Source organism: Mangrovicoccus ximenensis (assembly GCF_003056725.1).
GTDB lineage: Bacteria > Pseudomonadota > Alphaproteobacteria > Rhodobacterales > Rhodobacteraceae > Mangrovicoccus > Mangrovicoccus ximenensis.
In genome coordinates this window covers 187470-207068 of record NZ_QBKZ01000001.1, presented here as the reverse complement: position 1 = coordinate 207068, position 19599 = coordinate 187470, and the positions used below count along the sequence as shown (strand labels likewise).

Annotated in this window: 14 protein-coding genes and 9 pseudogenes; 6 read left to right on the top strand and 17 right to left on the bottom strand. The window is 70.7% G+C overall.

Annotated elements, in window-relative coordinates; genetic code table 11:
- Positions 1–44: 44 nt before the first annotated feature.
- Positions 45–974, top strand: a pseudogene (locus C7T91_RS34445) (ABC transporter permease); the annotation flags it as partial.
- On the opposite strand, the pseudogene C7T91_RS01300 reads toward C7T91_RS34445, so the two are convergent.
- From C7T91_RS01300 to C7T91_RS31310, 6 genes and pseudogenes are all read right to left on the bottom strand, one after another.
- Positions 968–1528: pseudogene (locus C7T91_RS01300) on the bottom strand (efflux RND transporter permease subunit); the annotation flags it as partial. The pseudogenes C7T91_RS34445 and C7T91_RS01300 sit on opposite strands and share 7 nt — an antisense overlap.
- Before the next feature lies 1 nt (position 1529).
- Positions 1530–1757: a hypothetical protein gene (locus C7T91_RS01295; protein WP_201741930.1), complete on the bottom strand. Its 228-nt coding sequence runs from the start codon at positions 1755–1757 to the stop codon at positions 1530–1532.
- Between the two features lie 493 nt (positions 1758–2250).
- Positions 2251–2940: a c-type cytochrome gene (locus C7T91_RS01290; RefSeq protein ID WP_108257680.1), complete on the bottom strand. Its 690-nt coding sequence runs from the start codon at positions 2938–2940 to the stop codon at positions 2251–2253.
- Between the two features lie 155 nt (positions 2941–3095).
- Positions 3096–3314 (bottom strand): hypothetical protein, encoded by a 219-nt coding sequence (locus C7T91_RS01285; protein ID WP_108257679.1) that lies wholly within the window; start codon positions 3312–3314, stop codon positions 3096–3098.
- A gap of 901 nt (positions 3315–4215) precedes the next feature.
- A complete protein-coding gene (locus tag C7T91_RS01280; RefSeq protein ID WP_108257678.1) occupies positions 4216–4689 on the bottom strand; it encodes a CYTH domain-containing protein in 474 nt (157 codons plus the stop codon).
- Between the two features lie 123 nt (positions 4690–4812).
- Positions 4813–4980 (bottom strand): winged helix-turn-helix transcriptional regulator, encoded by a 168-nt coding sequence (locus tag C7T91_RS31310; RefSeq protein ID WP_145962734.1) that lies wholly within the window; start codon positions 4978–4980, stop codon positions 4813–4815.
- Positions 4981–5066: 86 nt separating this feature from the next.
- Here C7T91_RS31310 and C7T91_RS01275 point away from each other — a divergent pair, with 86 nt between their 5' ends.
- The gene (locus C7T91_RS01275) at positions 5067–5726 is read left to right on the top strand and encodes an SDR family NAD(P)-dependent oxidoreductase (protein ID WP_108257677.1); all 660 of its coding nucleotides are present in this window, start codon (positions 5067–5069) and stop codon (positions 5724–5726) included.
- A gap of 169 nt (positions 5727–5895) precedes the next feature.
- Here C7T91_RS01275 and C7T91_RS38290 read toward each other — a convergent pair.
- Positions 5896–6618: pseudogene (locus tag C7T91_RS38290) on the bottom strand (c-type cytochrome); the annotation flags it as partial.
- A gap of 26 nt (positions 6619–6644) precedes the next feature.
- Here C7T91_RS38290 and C7T91_RS01265 point away from each other — a divergent pair.
- A complete protein-coding gene (locus tag C7T91_RS01265) occupies positions 6645–7502 on the top strand; it encodes an oligopeptide/dipeptide ABC transporter ATP-binding protein (RefSeq protein WP_108257675.1) in 858 nt (285 codons plus the stop codon).
- Between the two features lie 495 nt (positions 7503–7997).
- Positions 7998–9041: pseudogene (locus tag C7T91_RS34435) on the top strand (ABC transporter substrate-binding protein); the annotation flags it as partial.
- Positions 9042–9110: 69 nt separating this feature from the next.
- Here C7T91_RS34435 and C7T91_RS32070 read toward each other — a convergent pair.
- The 3 pseudogenes from C7T91_RS32070 to C7T91_RS01250 form a co-directional block, all read right to left on the bottom strand.
- Positions 9111–9458, bottom strand: a pseudogene (locus tag C7T91_RS32070) (MFS transporter); the annotation flags it as partial.
- Positions 9459–11466: 2008 nt separating this feature from the next.
- Positions 11467–11817 (bottom strand): annotated as a pseudogene (locus C7T91_RS01255) (ATP-binding cassette domain-containing protein); the annotation flags it as partial.
- Positions 11818–11848: 31 nt separating this feature from the next.
- Positions 11849–12265 (bottom strand): annotated as a pseudogene (locus tag C7T91_RS01250) (ATP-binding cassette domain-containing protein); the annotation flags it as partial.
- 11 nt (positions 12266–12276) lie between these two features.
- On the opposite strand from C7T91_RS01250, the gene C7T91_RS38980 reads away from it, so the two are divergent.
- Positions 12277–13374, top strand: coding sequence for an amidohydrolase family protein (locus tag C7T91_RS38980; protein WP_108257672.1), 1098 nt, complete (start codon positions 12277–12279; stop codon positions 13372–13374).
- Between the two features lie 307 nt (positions 13375–13681).
- On the opposite strand, the gene C7T91_RS38975 is transcribed toward C7T91_RS38980, so the two are convergent.
- The 3 genes and pseudogenes from C7T91_RS38975 to C7T91_RS33170 form a co-directional block, all read right to left on the bottom strand.
- The gene (locus C7T91_RS38975; RefSeq protein ID WP_407943254.1) at positions 13682–13795 is read right to left on the bottom strand and encodes a hypothetical protein; all 114 of its coding nucleotides are present in this window, start codon (positions 13793–13795) and stop codon (positions 13682–13684) included.
- A gap of 71 nt (positions 13796–13866) precedes the next feature.
- Positions 13867–14301, bottom strand: a pseudogene (locus tag C7T91_RS33175) (FAD-dependent oxidoreductase); the annotation flags it as partial.
- Positions 14302–14326: 25 nt separating this feature from the next.
- The gene (locus tag C7T91_RS33170; protein WP_201741928.1) at positions 14327–14515 is read right to left on the bottom strand and encodes a hypothetical protein; all 189 of its coding nucleotides are present in this window, start codon (positions 14513–14515) and stop codon (positions 14327–14329) included.
- Between the two features lie 240 nt (positions 14516–14755).
- On the opposite strand from C7T91_RS33170, the pseudogene xseA reads away from it, so the two are divergent.
- Positions 14756–15403 (top strand): annotated as a pseudogene (gene xseA / locus C7T91_RS01225) (exodeoxyribonuclease VII large subunit); the annotation flags it as partial.
- 206 nt (positions 15404–15609) lie between these two features.
- Here xseA and C7T91_RS01220 read toward each other — a convergent pair.
- The 4 genes from C7T91_RS01220 to C7T91_RS01210 form a co-directional block, all read right to left on the bottom strand.
- Positions 15610–16743 carry an aminomethyltransferase family protein gene (locus tag C7T91_RS01220; RefSeq protein ID WP_108257671.1) on the bottom strand — a complete coding sequence of 378 codons (1134 nt, stop codon included), beginning with the start codon at positions 16741–16743 and terminating at the stop codon, positions 15610–15612.
- Positions 16744–16828: 85 nt separating this feature from the next.
- Complete coding sequence (locus tag C7T91_RS32065; protein WP_161555679.1) at positions 16829–17002, bottom strand: hypothetical protein; 174 nt, start codon at positions 17000–17002, stop codon at positions 16829–16831.
- Positions 17003–17028: 26 nt separating this feature from the next.
- A complete protein-coding gene (locus C7T91_RS01215) occupies positions 17029–18408 on the bottom strand; it encodes an ammonium transporter (RefSeq protein ID WP_108257670.1) in 1380 nt (459 codons plus the stop codon).
- 336 nt (positions 18409–18744) lie between these two features.
- Positions 18745–19398 (bottom strand): FadR/GntR family transcriptional regulator, encoded by a 654-nt coding sequence (locus C7T91_RS01210; protein WP_330848795.1) that lies wholly within the window; start codon positions 19396–19398, stop codon positions 18745–18747.
- Positions 19399–19599 lie beyond the last annotated feature (201 nt).

Genomic DNA, 19599 nt, shown 5'->3' with positions numbered 1-19599 from the left:
CCTGTGCGGCCGTGTCCCACCGGCCCTCCTTGCCGCGGAGGCGTCGCGGGCGCCGGACGTGGCTCCGCTGGGCGGTCGCCGCGATCGGCGGCCCGCGCGAGGAGACGACCTCGGTTGTGCTGTCGCTGGGCCTCGGGCTCGCGGTGCTGGCCGCCGTCGGCCAGATCGACCGCAACCTGCGCAATGCGATCCAGGACGACCTGCCGGAGCGCGCGCCGTCCTATTTCTTCGTCGACATCCAGCCCGACCAGCTCGAGGGCTTCCTCGACCGGGTCGAGGGCGATCCGGCAGTCAGCCGCGTCGATACCGCGCCGAACCTGCGCGGCGTCGTCACCCAGATCAACGGCCGCCCGGCCCGCGAGGTCGCGGGCAATCACTGGGTCGTGCGCGGCGACCGCGGCCTGACCTATTCGGCGACGAAACCCGACAACGTGACCATGGCCGAAGGCGAATGGTGGCCCGAGGATTACGACGGTCCGCCGCTGGTCAGCTTCGCCCAGGAGGAGGCCGAGGAGATCGGCGTCGGCATCGGCGACACCATCACCATGAACATCCTCGGCCGCGAGATCACCGCGACGATCAGTTCGCTGCGGGTAGTCGACTTCTCCACCGCCGGGATCGGCTTCGTGCTGTCGATGAACCCCGCGGCTCTGGCCGGTGCGCCGCATACCCATATCGCCACCGTCTATGCCGAGGAGGAGGCCGAGGCGGCGATCCTGCGCGACCTTGCCAATGCCTATCCGAACATCACCGCGATCCGGGTGCGCGACGCGATCGACAACGTCACCACCGTGCTCTCGGGCATCGCCGCCGCCACCAGCTGGGCGGCAGGCGCCACGCTGCTCACCGGCTTCGTCGTGCTGATCGGCGCGGCGGCGGCGGGCGAGCGCGCCCGGGGCGTGGTCGCCGCCGCCGCGCCGATCACGCGGGCCAGCTCCGCCATGGTGATGTCGTGGCGCATCAGGTCGAGCGTGCGGACCTCGACCACCGTCTGCGGCGCCGCGACGCCGCGGATCGTCGTGCGGGTCACGCCCTCGGCAAAGAGCCGCTGGCTGAACTCGTCGGCGAAGCGGGCCAGCTGGTCCACCCCCACCGGCCCCGAGATCACCACATCGGTCACCCGGTCGCGCCAGACGCTGCGGGTCACCTCGGGCGGGTCGGCATCCTCGGGCAGGGTCGTCACCCCGTCCACTGCCGCCTGCACATCGGCAGCGGCGCGCTCCATGTCCCAGCCCGGCTCGAATTCCAGCTCGATCCGCGCCCGCCCCTCGGAGGCGCGGCTGGAGGCCGAGGACAGGCCCTCCACCGCCATCAGCGCGGGCAGCACCGGCTCGATCACCGCGCGGTCGACATCCTCGGGCCCGGCCCCGTCCCAGTCGATGTCCACGTCGATCGCATCGACCACGACATCCGGGAAATACTGCGCCCGCATCTGCGGCAGCGCCGCGAGGCCGAAGACCACCAGCAGGACGAGGACAAGATTGGCCGCCGTCGCGTGGCGGGTGAAATAGCCGAGGATGCCGCCCATCTCAGCTGCCCATCCGGCTTTCCAGCCGCTCGACCACCTGCGCCGGGACCTGCTCCGCGGCGAGCTGGGCCAGCAGGCGGGACTTCATCTCGCCCGGCATGGCATCGCTCGCCTCGACGAAGGCGACGAGCCGCGCCCGCCGTTCGGGATCGAGCACCAGCATCTCCGGCGCCGCCGCGGCGCCTGCCCCGGGCGGCGGATTCGCCGAGCCGCCGTTGCGGGCCGGCATTCTGCGCGAGGTCCGTAAGGCCAGCATTCCAGTCCCCGCCGGCGGTCTTTGACGCGACCGCGGTCACCCGCGCAAGCTGCCTCCCGATTGCTGCGCAACGACGGAGGGGCCGGCGCAATCCGCGGAGCAAGCGCCTCCCGGCGCCAATGCGGTGCCGGACCGCGGGCCGTGGGGCAGCCATCGCGGAGGACACAGGTCTGCGCTCGCCGAAATGCCGTTCACTCAAAGATTTTCGGATGCGGCGGCAGAGCGGCGGCGTGCCGGGACCTCCCGCGCCCTGATCGATGACCGGACGGGGCGCGCGGTGAGCAGACGCGTCGCGGGCAGGACACCCGCCCGAAGGCGGCAGCCCAGGTCACTCCGGTGCACCGGGTCCTTCGCGGCACCGGCACAGCGCGCGCGGCTGGCCGGACCGGCGGTCCGGAGGCACCTGCTTCACCGGCATGCGGCGGGATATCCGGCCGGGCAGTTTTCCCGCGACCCGGCACGATCCTCAGGGCAGCCATATCTCGACGGTGCCCCTGCGCGGGCTGGGGCGGTAGCCGGTGAAATCGCCGAGCGCGCCCCGGCAAGGTCCGAAAGCTAGTCCGCAGGTTGCCGCTGCCATCGCCCGGTCGCCGGGCCGGAAGTAGCGGACACTGGGCTTCCGGACCGCGAAGCCGACTTCGCGGATCTCCACCTCGCCCGCCCCGGCCCGGCGCAATTGCCCGGCGAGGAGGCGCGACGCCCGGCTCCCCGAGGACCGGGGATGGTGAATGACGATCCGGGCCCGGCCAGGCAGCGCCGCCGCTGCAGGCAAGGGAAGGCGGCCGCGGGGCTGGTTTCCCGCTTCGGCCGCCAGCTCGCGCGACCAGTCCTCGAGCATTGCAGCGTAATGTCCGAACGTGCCGGACTCGCGCCAGATCGCCGGGCTGGCCTCGCTCGGCGCGCCGCCGGAGCCCTCGGGGAACAGCGCGGTGAGGTGGCGGCCCGCCCCTTCGGCGATTTCCTCCGCGGCGCGCCGGACGGCTGCAGGATCATAGGCCAGTTCGCCGTGGATCATCGCGAAGATGCGGTCGGCCAGTTCGTCGAAGCGCTCCATGAGCTCCATGCGTTCCTTGACGACGCCAACGGCATTTTCATGCGCAGCTACGTCGGCACCGGAGCAGGCCGCCAGAATCAGGACTGTCGGGAACAGTTTCATGATGCTTGTCCTCGTTTGCGCGCGTTTCCCCGGCAAGCATGCGCTCCGGAGCCGCGTCTGTCACGGGGCCTGCGCCCGGAGGCCGGCGCGGAGCTGCAGGAAAACGGCAGGCGGGTCTTGCAGCGCCCGGAGCGCTACTGCGGCTTGGGGGCTGTTCAGGGCCTGCGCCAATGGCGGTGCAGGTCGTCGATGACGAAGGGATGGCTGTGGGTGCGGCGGCCCGCGACATGGGGGTGGTCGAGGGGCAGATCGTCGTGGGTGTGCTCCAGCGTTTCCGCGTCTTTCCGGGGCCAGAGGGCGCGGGCCAGGAGGATGCCCATCCCGGCGAGCGCGGCGAGCGCCGCCAAGGCGGGGGCGGTGCCGAACGCGGTCATCAGCCAGCCCGAGAGCGGATAGGCGAGGAGTCAGCAGGCATGGCTCAGGGCGAATTGCGCGGCGAACCGGAAGCGGCCGGCGCTCTCCACCCTCGCCATGTCCTGCGCGACCGCGGGACAGAGCCAGCCGACCTCCGCGGGCCGCCGCCAAGGTTGCGCCGCAGGTCCGGGCCATTGACGGTGCTGATGCCCGCCAGCCAGATGCGGCCCGGACGATCCGCCCCGGCAGGGTCTGCGCGATGCCGGGATTGGGTCGGCTGCCAGTCGCTCGCGGAGTGCGGCGTCCTTTGCGCGGTGGAACGGTTTTTTCAATGAGCATGACCACCGCTTTCCCGCCCAACGGAGGCCTTGACCGCGCAGTTCGGCATGGATGAGGGGGGCCGCAGCGCCGGTGGCCGACCTCGGAGATCGCGCGCATCCCGGGACGACTTCCGTCCCCGGCGGCTTGGCGCGGAACCCGCTCATGCTCGCCGGAAGCCTCCGGCACATGAGGCGGATGGCCTGCGCGGGTGGCGGACGGCAGTGAACTCCAGCTTCGCGCCCATTGCTTCGCAGCATATTCCGCGAAGCCGACCGAGCCACGCCACCGGTCCGGGGGCTAGGGCGGCGCCGAAGCCTTCCGCATGGCCGCGGCCTCTTCCTTGAGGCATCAGCTCCCGCGGCGCAGATCGTCCGGACCGGCGGCCACGCCATCTGGTCATCCGGGAGCCCTCTCCAAAGAAGCAATGCGACTCCCAGTCCGGGTTCCGGGGGCAAGGTCCGCCGGGCAAATCGGCCGGAGCCGCCGGAGAGCACGGCGAAGCGGCACCTGCGGCTCCGGTCAGGGACAGCAAGACCCCACCAGTGGCGCCTCTCTCGGAGGTGGACCCGAGCCATCGCCCAGCCGCGCTCGCCGCCTGAGCTAGGCGCCGTCTCCGGCCTGCCGCAGCCGCGCGGCGATGCGGTCGGGCCGGAAGTCCGGCAGACCGGTCACCTCGCGCCCGATCCAGGGCGGACAGGGGAACCGGGCCTGGTCCGACGGAAGCTCGATCTCGGCCAGCACGACCCCGGCCAGCGCCCCGCCATAGACGTCAACCACCCACTCCCATCCGCCATGGAACACATGGTGGCGGATCTTTTCCCGGATATTGGTGCAATGGCTCTCCAGCAGGATCCGCGCATCGCCTGCCGGGATCCCGTACTCGAACTCGTCGCGGCAAATGCCGTTGCGCGGCCCCTTCACGGTCAGCGTCGCGCGCCCGTCATAGAACCGGATGCGGATCTTGCGGCCTTCCCTCAGCGCGAGGATGCCGTCGCGCAGCGCGACGCTGCGCGTCACGGCCTGCCGCCAGCCCTCGCCGGTGACGAGGAATTTCCGCTCGATTTCCGTCGCCATCGCAAGCCGCCCCCGGCACCCCGCGCCGGACCGCTGGCGGCGCGGCACGAATTCAAGCTTGCCCCCGCAGCATGTCAAGTCCCTTGGCCGGTCCTCTCCGGAAACGGCGGCCCGCAGCCGGGATCAGAATCGGTGGCCCACCTTTTCCCAGATCCGGGTCCAGCCGACCTTTTCCGCCGGCCGGGCAAGCCCGTCGCGCTCCAGCCGCCGCAGCAGATTGAGGACGCCGCTGTTGCTCATGCCGAGGAGATCGCGCAACTCGGCCTGGGTGCGCGGGCGTTCCAGCGCCATGAGCGCCGCCCGCCGCCGCGCCGCCGCGGGCGCGCGCGACCGCGCCGCCTCTTGCCTTTCCCCGCCGGCGCTGCCTAAGTCGCGCCATGACCCGGACAGACGCCCTCCCCGCCCTCGTGACCGGAGCCTCCCGCGGGCTCGGCTTCGCCATTGCCCGTGCGCTTGCCGCGAAGGGCCACCACGTCATGGCCGTGGCCCGCACCATCGGCGGGCTCGAGGAGCTCGATGACGAGATCAAGAAGGCCGGAGGCTCGGCGACGCTGGCCCCCATGGACATCACCGAGGACGGCGCGATGCAGCATCTGTGCCGCTCGATCCATGACCGCTGGGGCGGGGTGTCGCTCTGGGTGCATGCCGCGATCCACGCCGCGCCGCTGACCCCCGCGCAGATGATCGCCGACAAGGACTGGGACAAGAGCCTGTCGATCAATGTCGACGCGACCCGCCGCCTGATCGTCTATGTCGCCCCGCTGCTGGGCGAGACCGGCCGCGCGCTGTTCTTCGACGACCCCGGGGCGAAGGGCGCGAAATTCTACGGCAGCTACGGCGCGACCAAGGCCGGGCAGATCGCGCTGGCGCAGTCCTGGGCAGCCGAGACCGTCAAGACCGGCCCGAAGGTGCAGATCCTGACCCCGCCGCCGATGCCGACCGCCACCCGCGCGCGGTTCTTCCCGACCGAGCGGACCGAGGGCATGGCCACGATCCACGAAGCCGCCGAGACAGTTCTGGCCGAGGCCGGCATCTGACGCCGCCCTGCCGGAGGATGCGGGCCGCCGTCGCTGCGCGCCCCCTCCGGCACCTGAACGCCCCGCCGCGGCAAAACCGGTGGACCGTCGCGATGGCGACCGAGGCCGTGGCTTCGGCATGCTCCAGCGCGCGGCCGTCCGGGTTCCGCTGCGGCGCCAGCTGGTGCAGATAGGCGGCCATCGCGCGCAGATCCGGGTCGTCGAGATGCGAGGTGCCCTCGGCCACCACGTCATGCATCGGCCCGAAGGCGCCGCCATGCGGCGTGTCGCGGCCCGAGAGATAGGCGTAGAGGTCCTCCTCGCTCCAGCTGCCGAGGCCGGTGGAGGGATCGGGGGTCAGGTTCGGCGCCCAGTAGCCCTCGATCGCGGCGCCGGTCAGTGCCTTGCCGGGCTCGAAGCCGCCGAGCGCGTTCCGCGGGCTGTGGCATTCGCCGCAATGCGCCGGACCCTCGACCAGATAGGCGCCGCGGTTGACCGCGTCGCTGCGGCCGGGATCGGGCTCGAATTCGGCGTTGTCGAAGAACAGCTTGCGCCAGCCGTTCAGCAGGATGCGCTGGTTCCAGGGGAAGTCGAGAGCGGCGGGTTCGAACTCGGCCCGCACTGGCGAGAGCGACATGATGTAGGCATAGAGCGCGTCGATATCCGCATCCGACATCTTCGCATAGGAGGTGAAGGACATGGTCGGATAGAGGTTCGAGCCGTCCGGGGCGATGCCCTCGCGGACAGCGCGGGCGAACGCGTCGCGGCTCCAGCCGCCGATGCCGGTCCCGGGATCCGGAGTGATGTTCGGGCTGGTCATCTCGCCGAAGGCGGTCTTCAGCACCAGCCCGCCGGCGAAGGGCGCGCCGCCGGGGGCGGTATGGCAGGGCGCGCAATCGGCGGCCCGCGCGACATAGGCGCCGCGTTGTCAGCCTCGCCGTGCGGCGCGGCGAGACCGTGGCGCTGGTCGGCGAATCCGGCTGCGGGAAGTCGACGCTCGGCAAATGCGTGGTCGGGCTGGAAAGCGTCAGCGGCGGCGCGATCCGCTTCGGCGGCACCCGCATCGACACGCTGCGCCGGGGCGCGCGGCAGGGTTATGCGCGGCGCATCCAGATGATCTTCCAGGACCCGCTGACCTCGCTGAACCCGCGCATGAAGATCGGCGCGATCCTGGCCGAGCCGCTGCGCAACTACCGCCCCGAGCTGGGCCCGCAGGAGATCCGCAACGAGGTCGCGCGGCTGCTGCGGCTCGTGCGGATGCCGGTGGACAGCGCCGAGCGCTGGCCGCACGAGTTTTCCGGCGGCCAGGCACAGCGCATCGCCATCGCCCGCGCGCTGGCGCCGCAGCCCGAGCTGATCGTCTGCGACGAGGCGACCTCGGCGCTCGACGTCTCGATCAAGGCGCAGATCGTCAACCTGCTGCAGGACCTGCAGGCGGAGCTGGGGCTGGCGCTGCTGTTCATCAGCCACGATCTCGGCATCGTGCGCAGCATCGCGCAGCGGGTCGCGGTGATGTATCGGGGCACGCTTGTGGAACTCGGCCCGGGCGACGCGGTTTTCGGAGCGCCGCAGCATCCCTATACCCGGGCGCTCCTCTCGGCAGTGCTGCCGCCGAAGCCCGGCGCGGCACCGGCACGGCAGAAGCTCGAGGGCGAGCTGCCCTCCGCCACCGCGCGGCTCTCGGGCTGTCCGTTCCGCAGCCGCTGTCCCGAGGCACAGCCCGGCTGTGCGTCGGAGAGCCCGGCAAGGAGCCAGGCCAGCGGCGCAGCGTCCAGCGTTTCCATCAGCTGGGTATAGGCGTGGATCGCCGCGAAGGTGACCGCGGTGTTGAAGAGCCCGCGCCGCAGCGTCGCGGCCGACCAGATGCCGAGCGCAGCCAGCGCCGCCGCCCAGGCCAGGGCATAGGTCCCGGCCGGGATCCGCCGCGCCGTCTCGTAGAAAGCCTGGCGGGCCTCGAGGAAGGCATCGAAGGCGGCATTGATCTCTTCCCGCGTGGCGGTGCCGGGAGCTGCGGTCTGGAAATCCGCGAGCCGCGGCGCCGTCCAGCTGGAGCCGATCACGTCGCCGCCGAGCGAGCCGACCAGCGCGCAGAGATTGGCGGTGACGAAGGCCATGATCGCCAGGATGGCGGCATGGCGCGCGATGCGGGGCGGGGCGCGCCGCTGCAGCACGAGGCAGGCTGCCAGCAGGGCCGACATCTGCAGGATGCTCAGCGTCGGTTCCTCGGAGACGAACACATAGGCGCTCCCGGCATAGAAGGCGCCGGTGGCGAGGAGCTGCGCGAAGGGCAGGATGGCAAGGGCGGTGACGGCGCGCAGGCCGGTGCGCCAGCCCGACAGGGCGAGCACGGCCGAGGCATGGAGCCAGAAAAGCGCGATGGCCCAGGGCAGCGCGGGTCCGAGGCTGCCGGATCGATCGGCACGGTGGAGCAGGACGCCCAGGCCCCAGAGATGCATGGCGGCGCCCATCAGCAGGACCGCGCCGAGGAGGAAGGCTTCGCCCCGCCGCAGGCACATCGCCCGGTTGCAGGCAAGCGCGATGGCGGGGCTGGCGGCTCCCTCCCGGTCGCAGGCTGCCCCGCCCCTGGTCCTGTGGTCGGCCACCGACAGCGCGGTCTTCGCCCGCATCCTCGACGCCTTCGCCGGGCTCCATCCGGGCATCGCCGTCGACTATCACGAGATCGGAACGCAGGCCCTGCACCGTCGGCTTGCCGCGGGAACCGGGCCCCTGCCCGACCTGGTGATCAGCCCGGCGCTGGATCTGCAGGTCGCGCTGGTCAACCGCGGGCTCGCGCAGCCGCTGCCGGGACGCGCTCCGGCCGTGCCTTCCGGGACCTCCTGGCGCGGCGAACTCTTCGGCTTCACGCTGGAACCCGAGGTCGTTCTCCTGAACCGCGCGGCCTTTGCCGGGCTGCCGCATCCGCGCAGCCATGCCGCCTTGGCCACCTTGATCCGCGATCGGGGCGAGATGCTGGCCGGGCGGCTGGCGACCTATGACATCCGGCGCTCGGGCATCGGCTACCTGCTGTCGAGCCAGGCCGCCGGGATCGGGCCCGGCCAGGCGCGGCTGGCCGAAATCATGGGCCGGACCGGGACGCGCCTGTTCACGTCGAGCGCGGAGATGTTCCGCGCCACCGCCGAGGGCGAGGTGCTCATCGCGACCGGCGTGCTCGGCTCCTATGCCGATGCGCTGGCGCGGCATGATCCCCGGACCGAGATCCTGCTGATGGAGGACTACAACCTGGCCGTCCCGCGCAGCGGCTTCGTCCATCGCGGCGCAGCCCGGCCCGAAGCGGCGGGACGGCTGCTGCGGTTCCTGCTGTCTGCGCCCGGCCAGGACGCGCTGGCCGCGCCAGCCGATGGCCTCCCCGGCCCAGGTCGCGGCCGGCACGCCGAGGATATTGGCGATGCTCAGCCCCATGAACATGGTGGCGACGGCGCTGGCGCGGCGCTCGGGCGGCACGACGCTGGTGGCGACCACCGCGCCGTAGCCGAAGAAAGCGCCCTGCGAGAAGCTGGTGACCACCCGCGCCGCGACCAGCGTCCAGTAGTCCGGCGCGGCCGCCGAGGCGAGGTTGCCGATCACGAAGAGCGCCATCAGCAGCATCAGCGCCGTGCGATGGCCGAACCGCGCCAGGAGCAGGGTCATCACCGGCGCCCCGGCCATCACGCCGACCGCATAGGCGGTGACGATCTGCCCGGCGGTCGGGATCGAGATGCCGAGATCCCCGGAAATCGCAGGCAGCAGCCCCATCGGGGCGAATTCGGTGGTGCCGATGCCGAAGGCGCCGAGGCCGAGGGCGAGGAGCGGCAGCGGGATGCGGGCGGGCCTGCCCGGAACTTGGGTCATTGCAGTCATCCTTGGATGTCCGGGGTCCGGCGGGACGGGGAGGACCGCCGCTCCCGCAATCGGACCGGATTGGCCGCACTGCCCGGAAAACGCGGGGTGCGGCATCGAATTGACTGCAATCTAGCCTGGCATGCCGCACCGCAGAATGCCGGGAAAATGAAACCGCCCATGAACAGGACTCATGGATGCGGCGCCGCTTTCCGGCAGCCTCAGCGGGACGCGCCCGGAACGGGGCCGCATCGCAGCGCCCGTCCTTCCGTGCCGCTCGCCCGCTGCATCCGCGCTGTCGGGCCCGCCGCCGCCGTTCCGCGTCCCGCCACGCCCCGGCGACCAGCTCAGCCTGTTCTGAGCAAGCTTCGGCGTGCGGCGGGCCCGCTGTACTGCATGGCCGAACCGGCGCCCGGGCGCGGGCTGGATCGGGTGCGAGAGCCACTGGTCATCCCTGCGGCAATGGTCTGCCGCGCCCGGCTGGCGGGCTCGGTGCGTTTCGTCTGTCCGAGCCGCTTGGATGCCCTGCGTTCCATCGGCATGGGCGCCCGGCCAAGATGGCTCGGGCCGCCGCGATCCGGTTGGCGGCAGGCCGGGGAGGGACCGGGCGACAGCGTCGCAGGAAAGCCGGTATCCGCCTGCCGGAGGTCATGTCACGGGACGCGGGTCCGGCAGCCTTCCTGACGTCCCGCCGGATGCGTGACAGCGGTGCCCAGGGGGAGGCCGCGGCCGGAAAAAGGAGAGGCTGCGCTTGGGAGGCTCGGCGGGTGCCCGAGCTTCGGCGCAGACTGCCATTCACGGAGTCCGCGGTGCCGGGGATATGTCGCGCGGACCGGCAGGGCGGTCCCGATGATTGCGGGAGGTGGTGCCGCAAGGTCCCGCAAGGCATGGCGCGGCGTCCGGCGCTGCGACGCGTGGCATGTCCGGCCCAACTGGCTTTCGGCGGGGGCGGCCCTGCATGATGCGGCCTGCTGCACTCGTCGTCTCCTCGCCGCAAGGCGCGCGCGGATTGCCTTGTGGCACCGCGCCGCTTCGGGCCTTGGAGTGTCGACATCGGATCGGTGCGAACGGGCCTGGCTTGGACGCTGCGCCCCTAACTTCGACATTTGCGATCCGCGACCGGCGCCCGCATCCTGGCCGAGACGGGCCTCCGACTGTACATCGGCACGCGCGCCGGTGCGGCACCGATCTTCTCCGCCGCCGCAAGCCCTTGGCCGGAATTCGCAAGGCCGGGAAGGCCCGCCGCGACGGCCCGGTCCGGCCCGGTCTGCTGGCAGGAATCGAAGCTCCAGCCGTGATCCGGACGCCCGCTTCACCTCTCTCGGCCGCACCATCGCCGTGCCCGCGACGCGGCCGCAAAGCTGCCGGAATCCGCCAAAACCGGACGCCGCAGGATCGCCTTGGGCCTTGCGCCTTGCGCGCGCGAAAGCGGACTTTGGCGCGGCCCCTGCCGGGTCCGGCGTGGCAGGCGAAAGGGGCGCGAGACTCCCTGCACCGCTGCGCACTCCGCTTCCCGCAACGGGCCAGCGCGCAGGCCCCTCCGCGACGGGACGCGGCGCGCAGGGAAGGCGGCCGGAAAGATCCTGATCGCAGCCGGGCGCCAGTTCCCCGCCCTCCTCGAGGCCATGCTCCGAAATGGCCAAGACTGCACGCTGCGAAGAACACCGTTCCCGGTCAGACCCAGCAACGCAAGGAGTCCGGTCCGGCCTGCCGATGGCACCAAGGCGCTCGGAACGGACGTCCCGGAAACGCGGCCGATCCGCAGCCACCGGCGCATGGCGGCCGGCATCCGTCCCGGTGCCGTCCCCGGCAAGGCCTGCCCAAGCCCGGCGTTCCGGCAAGGAAGACAACTCGGTCCCGCCATGCGGCGCCGGGGGCCGGGACAAGGGCGCGGCCCGGGACGTCAGACGGTGCCTGGGGCCTCCGCCGTGCCGAGCAGCCGCAGCGGCTCGGCCACGACCTCGATGGTCGGCACCCGCGGCACGACCCGCAGGAACTGGCTGACATGGCCCAGCACCTCGCGGCGCAGCCGGATCACCTGCCGCGGCTCGGCCCCGGCCATGTCGATCCCGCCGATGGCAATGCGGCCCTCGTCGGTGCGGTAGTTGCCGTAGATCATCCGCATCAGCGTCGACTTGCCTGCGCCCGAGGCGCCGGTCAGCGCCACGCATTCGCCCCTTGCCACCGAGAAGCCCGCGCCGGCCAGCACCGGGATTTCCGCGCTGCCCTGGTTGTGCAGCACGAAGCGCTTCGACACGCCCGCGATCTCGATCATCTGTTGTCCGTTTCCGTCCATGTCCGTCCCCTCAGGCGGCCAGCACGCTGGAAACCAGCAGCTGGGTGTAGCCGTGCTGCGGATCGTCGAGCACCTGGTCGGTCAGGCCCTGCTCGACGACCTCGCCGGATTTCATCACCATCAGCCGGTCGGCGAGCAGGCGCACCACGGCGAGATCATGGGTGACGATCACTGCCGAGAGCCCCATGTCGCGCACCAGCCCGCGCAGGAGGTCGAGGAGCCGCGCCTGCACCGAGACGTCGAGCCCGCCGGTCGGCTCGTCCATGAACACGAGCCGCGGCCCGGTGACGAGGTTGCGCGCGATCTGCAGCCGCTGCTGCATGCCGCCCGAAAACGCCGAGGGCCGGTCGTCGATGCGTCCCGGGTCGATCTCGACGCGGCCGAGCCAGTCCTCCGCCGTGCCGCGGATCGCGCCGTCGCGCCGCGCTTGCGGCCGCGATGGCGGAATGCGCCCGCTTCGGGATCACCTCGGTCGCGATGATGGATGGCAGCCTCTATCTGGCCGACCTGCTGGCGGAGATGGCCGGGGCCGGAGACCTGCCGGTCCGCGTCTCGCTGCCGATGACCGTCGCGCCGGACCACGATGACGCCCGCATCGCCGCGCTGATCGAGGCCGCCGGACGCCCGCCCGTGGGCCGGCTCAGCTTCGGCCGGATCAAGATGTTCATGGACGGCGTCTTCGACACCTGGACCGCTCTGCGCACCGACGACTATCCCGGCCGTCCCGGCTTTCGCTCGGAACCGCTCTTCCCGCCCGGCCGCTTCGCCGAGATCTGCATTTCCGCCGATGCCCGCGGCCTGCAGCTCCAGACCCATGCGGTCGGCGACGGCGCGGTGCGGGCGGTGCTCGACGGCTATGAGGCCGCGCAGACGGCGAACGGCCCGCGCGATGCCCGCCACCGGGTCGAGCATATCGACATGCTGCATCCCGATGACCTGCCGCGGCTGCGGGAACTCGGCGCCACCGCTTCGATGCAGCCCGTGCATCCGCCGGGCTCGAGCGGCCTGCCTCTGGAACCGACCGTCTCGATCATGGGGCGTGCCCGCTGGGGCGACACCTTCCCCTGGGCGGCGATCGCGCGGGAGGGCGTGGCGCTGGCCTTCGGCACCGACTGGCCGACCGCGCCGCTCTCGCCCTTCAATGCCATCCACTCCGCCCTCGCCCGCCTGCCCTGGGACGACAGCGTGCCCGACCAGCGCCTGCCGCTGCTGCATGCGGCCGGGTCAGCCAGTGCAGCAGCCGGAAATCGCTCCAATGGTCCGGGCGGCGCGCCAGCATCGCGGCCATCGCCGGATGGATGCGCCGCGCCTCCACGTCGAACTGGAAGAGCGGATAGCGCGCCCGGCCCTCGACCGAGAAGCGCAGGATCTCGCCGCGCGCCTCCTTGCGCTTCATCGTCGCCGAGGGATTGGCCAGCGACAGGCCCAGAAGCTCGCAGGCCTCCGCCTGGTCGGCCATCGGCAGACCGGCCAGCAGCCGGGTCTGCAGCCGCGCCCGGTTCAGCGCCTCGCGCAGCGCCGCGTCCTGGCCCTTGACCAGGCTTTCCTCCAGCCGCGCCCGGTAGGCGCCCACCAAGAGGTCGAATTCCCGCTCCAGCTCCGCCGAGAGCCGCGACCCGATCGCCCCGGCCAGCGTCTCCGCCAGCTCCGGCGGCAGGTCGGCCGCGCTCAGCGTCACGTCGACATGCACATCCGTCGCCCCGGCGATCCGGGCGCTCAGGCGCCGGTCCTTCATCGGCCGGGCGGCAGGGTCCTGCGGGGAAAGGGGGCGGAGCGGGGCAGACATCGGATCTCCTATCCGTGCTATCTCATTCCTTCTATATAGTGCATATAACACCACCGGTCAACGCAGCCCGCCCCGCCGCCGGGCTGAGGGGGGCTCGCCGAAGGCCCTGCGGTAGGCGGTGGCGAAATTCGCCGCGCTGCCATAGCCTGCGATCCGCGCGGCCTCGGCCACCAGCACGGCTTCCTCGGCCAATGCGCGGCGCGCGGCCTCCACGAAACCTCGCGCACGGTGCCGTCGGACGAGGACAGGCGCGCGCCGGCAGTGCGGCCCTGCGCATCCGGGATCAGCCCGACGCAGCTTGTCTCGAAGCGCAGCTCGGCCCCGGCCTCGGCGGCAGCCTCGGCGAGCATCCGGTCGAGCAGGATGCGGCGCGGGGCCATCAGAGCCTCGACGCCATGCTCGGGGCTCAGGTCGATGTCGAAGACCTCGGTGCCGTAGATGAAGCTGGTGCGGGAGATCTGCGGCGTGCCGGCGGCGCGCAGGGATGCGCCGAGACCCCAGCGCTCCAGCAGCATCACCGCCCCGCGCATGAGGGCATGGGTGGACATGGTGTCGCTTCCCGCGCGCGCGCTGTCGATCAGCAGCACCCTCGCCCCGGTCCGGACGAGCTGCAGGGCGGTCGCGGCTCCGGCGCAGCGGGCGCCCACGATGATTGCGTCGTAAGTCTCTCTGGTCATGTCGAATTTCCTTTCTTGAACTCGATCAGGCGGCAAGCGGAATGCCCCGGCGCAGACCGGCGGCGATGAGCGGGGCAAGGTCCTGGGCATCGCGCCCGATCCCATGGATGAAGGCCGAGGCGCGGTGGCGCAGGAACGGCAGGCCGAGCGCATAGAGACCGGGAACGGCAGTCAGGCCGCGATCCGTCTCGAGTTCGCCCGCGGCGTCGAGCACCGGCAGGCGCAGCCACGGGTAGGCGCGCCGGAAGCCGGTGGCCCAGACGATCGTCCGGATGCCGTGTGCCGCCAGATCGAAGCGCGCCGGGCCGACGCGCGGCAGCTCGGTCGCCGCCTGTGCCGGCTGCTGTCCCGCCTGCCACGCGGCGCAGGCGCTTGCCCGCGCCCTCCAGCCCGCCTGACGGCTTTTCCTCCGCGCGCCGCTCGGCTAGGGTCCAGCCGCGCAGCGGAGACGAAAATGGACCTGTTCGAAGACGAGCCCCAGCCCGGCGGCAATGCCCCTGAATTCACCGTGTCCGAAATCTCGGGTGCCGTGAAGCGCACGGTGGAGGGCAATTTCTCCCATGTCCGCGTCCGCGGCGAGCTCGGCCGCATCTCGCGCCCGCGCTCGGGCCATATCTACCTGGATCTGAAGGACGACCGCGCGGTCCTGGCCGGCGTGGTCTGGAAGGGCCAGGCCGCAAGGCTCGCCATGCAGCCCGAGGAAGGCATGGAGGTCATCGCCACCGGCCGGCTGACCACCTTCCCCGGCCAGTCCAAGTACCAGATGGTGATCGAGGACATGGCGCCCGCAGGCGTCGGCGCGCTGATGGCCATGCTGGAAAAGCGCAAGGCCAAGCTCGAGGCCGAGGGCCTGTTCGCGCCCGAGCGCAAGAAGCCGCTGCCCTATCTGCCGGAAATCATCGGCGTCGTCACCTCGCCCTCGGGCGCGGTGATCCGCGACATCCTCCACCGGCTGCGCGACCGCTTCCCGCGCAAGGTGCTGGTCTGGCCGGTCGCGGTGCAGGGCGAGCGCTGCGCCCGCGAGGTGGAAAACGCGATCAAGGGCTTCAACCGGCTGACGCCGGGCGGCGCGCTGCCGCGCCCGGACGTGCTGATCGTGGCGGGGCCGCGAGCTGCGCCCCTCCGCGCCGATGGCGATCTTGCCGCCCTCGAGCCTGAGCCCGCCCGGCGCATCCTCGAGGCATTCGCATAGGTCGGACGGCTGTCGATCGAGGGGGTGAACTCTGTCTGGGGCATTGTGTCCTGCCTTTTCTCCTTCCTGCCGGAACCGCAGGCGCGCGGCTCGGCGCGNCCCGCNGGGGACGGGCCTCAGCCCTTGGCGGTGCGCCGTGTCTTGTCGATGTCGTAGAACGGCATCGGATGGGCGGCGGCGGCGACCTGGCGGTCCCCGAAATCGACGCTGAGCGCCGTGCCCTCGACCGCGCAGGCGACCGGCATCCGGGCGATGGCGACATTGTGGCCGTTCAGCTCGGAATTCATGCCGATGGTGACCACGCCGACCGTCTCGCCGTCCTTCAGGAGCGCCGCGCCCTCGGGGGCCGGATCGGTGCCCTCGAGCTTCAGCCCGTAGATCTTGAACCGCTCCTTGCCCTCCAGCCGGTAATGCTCTTCCGCGCCGCGGAAGCCGGTCTTGCCCGGCGAGACGGTGAAATCGAGCCCCAGCTCCCAGAGCGTGTCGCCCGGGCCCTCGGCCTCGAACGGGTACATCTCGGAATTGTCATAGGGGAAGAACAGCAGGTAGCTTTCGGCGCGCAGCCAGTCGAGCGTGGTGAAGCGGGTCGGAATGATGCCCATCCCGGCGCCTTCGGCGACGATCGTGTCCCAGATCTCGACGGCATCCTGACGGCGGCAGAAGATTTCGTAGCCGCGCTCGCCGGTATAGCCGGTGCGCGAGATCATCACCGGCTTGCCGAAGAGCACGGTCTGGATGTGGCTGAAATAGACCACGTCGCGGATGCCCGGCACGTGCTTTTCCAGGTAGTCGACCGCCAGCGGTCCCTGCAGCGAGATGTCATGCAGGTCGTCGTCGAAGACCATCGCGACATTGCGGTTCGCGGCATACATCGACAGCTGCTCGTGGCCCGCGCCCGAACCGTGCACCACCATGAAGCTGTGCGGTCCCATCCGGTAGATGACGCAGTCATCGACGAACTTGCCCTGGTCGTTCAGCATCGTCGCATAGGTCGAGCGGCCGGGCTTCAGCTTCTCGATGTTGCGCGTCGTGGCCTTGTCGATCACGTATTGCGCGTGGGGGCCGATCAGGTGGACCTTCTTCAGCCCCGAGACGTCCATAACGCCCGCCTTGGTGCGGATCGCCAGGTATTCCTCGGTCTGGTCCTTGTCGTAGCTCCAGGCGGTGCCCATCCCGCTCCAGTCTTCCAGCTGCGATCCCAGCGCGCGGTGGCGGTCGGCAAGGGCCGAAAATCTCCAGGAAGCGATCATCNGCGGTATTCCTCCGTGTCTTTCCGTCAGTCGTGTCACGTGTGCGGGGGGCGGCGGCCGGACGGCCCGGCCGCCGCGGCGNGCCTCAGCGTTTTTCGGTCGCCTTGTAGGCGTGTTCCTCGTGCTTCCAGCCGAAGAAGATGGCGATCACCACCAGCGCCAGGCAGCCCGCGAGCCAGAGGCCCTCGCCCGAGCCGTAGCCGGCATAGATGGCACCGGTGATGCCGTCCCAGGTGGTTGCGTCAAAGGGAGCTTCCATCGCGTTGTCCTTTCGGGGTCAGGGGATCACTCGGCCGGGCTGGCCGAGGGGTAGAGGCCTTCGGGATAGGCGGAGGCGGGCACCTTCACCGCGTCGAGCCCGAGGATCTCGGCCTCCGGCGGCACGCGCAGCTGGCCGGTGACCTTCAGCAGGAACGACACCGCATAGCCCGGCACGAAGCCCATCAGCCCCATCACCACCGCGCCGACGAGCTGGCCGGTGAAGGAGGTCTCGATCACGTCCTCGCCGAACAGCGCCGGATAGCCCTGGGCAGCGATGCCGACCGCGATCAGGCCCCACATGCCGAGGAAACCGTGCACCGCGAAGGCGCCGACCGCGTCGTCGATGCCGCGCCGCTCGATGAAGGAGGCGACGAAGGGCATGGCCGAGGCGCCGAGGAAGCCGATCACGAAGGCCATCGGCGGGTACCAGAGGTCGAGGCCGGCCGCGCAGGAAATGATCCCGCCGAGCGCGCCCGACATCATCCAGAACGGATCGCGGGTCACCATCCAGGCGCCGATGATGCCGCCGGCGAAGCCCATCAGCGTGTTGAAGGTCATCCCCGAAATGGTCATCGGCGTGCCGTAGATCGACGCCTCGATCGCGTTGCCCCAGGACCAGGCCTCGCCCGGCACGATCACGCAGCCCATCAGGAAGCCCCAGAAGCCGGCGATGATCAGCATCAGCCCGATCAGCGTCATCGGCATCGAATGGCCCGCGATGTGGTTGGCCGAGCCGTCGGCGTTGAACTTGCCGATGCGCGGCCCGAGATTGATCAGCACGCCGAGCGTGAAGAAGCCCGCGATCATGTGCACGACGCCGGCCGCGCCGAAGTCATGGTAGCCGAATTTCGTGACCAGCCATCCGTCGGCATGCCAGCCCCAGGCGCCCGCGAGGATCCACACGAAGGCGCCGAGCACGATCGCCAGCACGACGAAGCCGGTGAGCTTGATCCGCTCGATCACGCCGCCCGAGAGGATCGAGGCGGTGGTGGCGGCGAAAAGCACGAAGGCGCCCCAGAACACGCCCGAGGCGCGGTCGTCGAGATTGGGGCCCATGTACTGGCTCCAGGGCAGCGCCACCTCGTTGGCATAGGCCAGCCCCGAAATGCCCATCGCGCCTTCGGAGAGCGACAGACCGGTGGGGAAGGCCCAGTAGATCCACCAGCCGGCGAAATAGAAGAACGGCACGATCATCGCGAAGGCGAGGATGTTCTTGATCCCCGCGGCCAGCGCGTTCTTCGAGCGCGAGGCGCCCATCTCGTAGGCCAGGAACCCGGCATGGATCAGCACCATGAGCGGGATGGTCAGATAGTAGAATGTCTCGGAAAACGTGCCGTTCGTGGCGGCGACGCTGTCCTTGAGCTCCGCCACGGCGGCGGCAAGGGATGCAAGATCCGGTTCCAAGGTCGTCTCCTCGTCCTGTTGTGACTTGGCTGCAGTCGGGAGCGGGCCGCCGTTTGGTTTGGACCAATTATCAAGATTGGCTCACTCAAAACGAGTGGAGGNGACCAAACTCACCGTTGGTCAAACTTTTTTCTTGCGGGGAATTTTTGTTTCGCGGTTTTTGCCTGCTTCCGCGCCAGCCGCGGCGGAGAACGACCAATTTATGGGCCGCGCTGCGGGCAAAAACGGCTGAACGCGGATCGGAACTGCAGGTTTTCCGCATGACGCAACGCAAAGCCCCCGCGGCGGAGGCTGCGGGGGGAATCAGGCGCGAACGGGGGGGGNGAAGCGCGGCGGTCAGTCTTCCTGCAGGAGCAGGCGCTGGTCCTCGACGAGGGCGAGCTTCATGAACTCGCTGGCCTCCTCGATGTCGCGGGCGGCGATGGCGTTGAACAGCCCGTTATAGCCGCGCTGGTAGATCGCGATCCGCGCCGGCGTCAGGTGGCGGCGGTACATGGCGGTACGGAAGGACTGGCGGCGGGCGTCGAGCACCAGGTTGTAGCAGGCGATCAGCAGCGGATTGCCGGTGCCCTCGGCGATCAGCCGGTGGAATTCCTCCTCCAGCCGGATGAAGGCGGCGGCGTCGGTCTGCACGCCCTCCATCCGGGAGAGCACGCCGGACAGCGCCTCGATCTGGCGGGGCGGCATGTTGACGATGGCGAGCCGGACCATCTCGGGCTCGAGAATGCCGCGCATCACCTGCAGGTGCAGCGGCCCGGTATCGGCGGCGACCGGCGAGAGCGCATCGGTGGCGCCGTCGGGATCATAGGTGACGAAGGAGCCCGAGCCCGCGCGGCGGCGGATCATGCCGCGCGCCTCGAGCTGGTCGAGCGCCTCGCGCACCGTGTTGCGCGCCACGCCCAGATCCTGCGCCAGCTGGCGCTCGGAGGGCAGGCGTTCCTCGGTGGCGTATTCCTGGGTCGCGATCCGGGTCGAGAGCGTTTCGATCACATAGCGCAGCGTCGCCCCCGGCAGGGACGCGCCGGCGGGAGGCAGCGTTGCATTCGGCANCAGAAGGACCCTTCGGAAACCCGTTTCGGCATTTCCGATCCAATAGACCAATTCGGCCCGACTGGTCCAGNTGCCGCTGCCCGCGCCCCGACTGGTCCCGTGCCGCTGCCCGCGGCTNGGCCGGGAGCAGGGCCNGGCCGC